The sequence below is a fragment of the Treponema sp. OMZ 805 genome, from assembly GCF_050937395.1.
Lineage (GTDB): Bacteria > Spirochaetota > Spirochaetia > Treponematales > Treponemataceae > Treponema.
On the sequence record NZ_JACCLP010000070.1, the window covers coordinates 1 to 301 of the forward strand.

1 protein-coding gene is annotated in these 301 nt (G+C 36.9%); it reads right to left on the minus strand.

Features of this window, described 5'->3' with window-relative positions; translation table 11 throughout:
• A partial coding sequence (locus HGH47_RS12345; RefSeq protein WP_432912793.1) for a hypothetical protein occupies positions 1 to 301 on the minus strand: 301 nt, incomplete at both ends.

Genomic DNA, 301 nt, shown 5'->3' on the forward strand with positions numbered 1-301 from the left:
GCTCATCTTTAATACGTGTTCTAAGCTGCTGAAGCAGTATTTCATGGTCTATATTGTCAAAGAACTTTGCAAAATCAATAAGCAGCGCATAGCCTGCATTTGAATTGCCGTTTGTCCGATAAAATCTTCTTAAATGCTCAATCAGCCGTCTTAATGCAAAATGAATGCCTTTGCCCTTAATTGAAGCTCCATTATCATAAATGAGTGAAGCTTCAAGGATAGGAATGAGCACATTTAATGCAAGGCTTTTTTGCACTACACGCTCTGATATATGAACGCTTTTAATATGCCTAATTTTTCC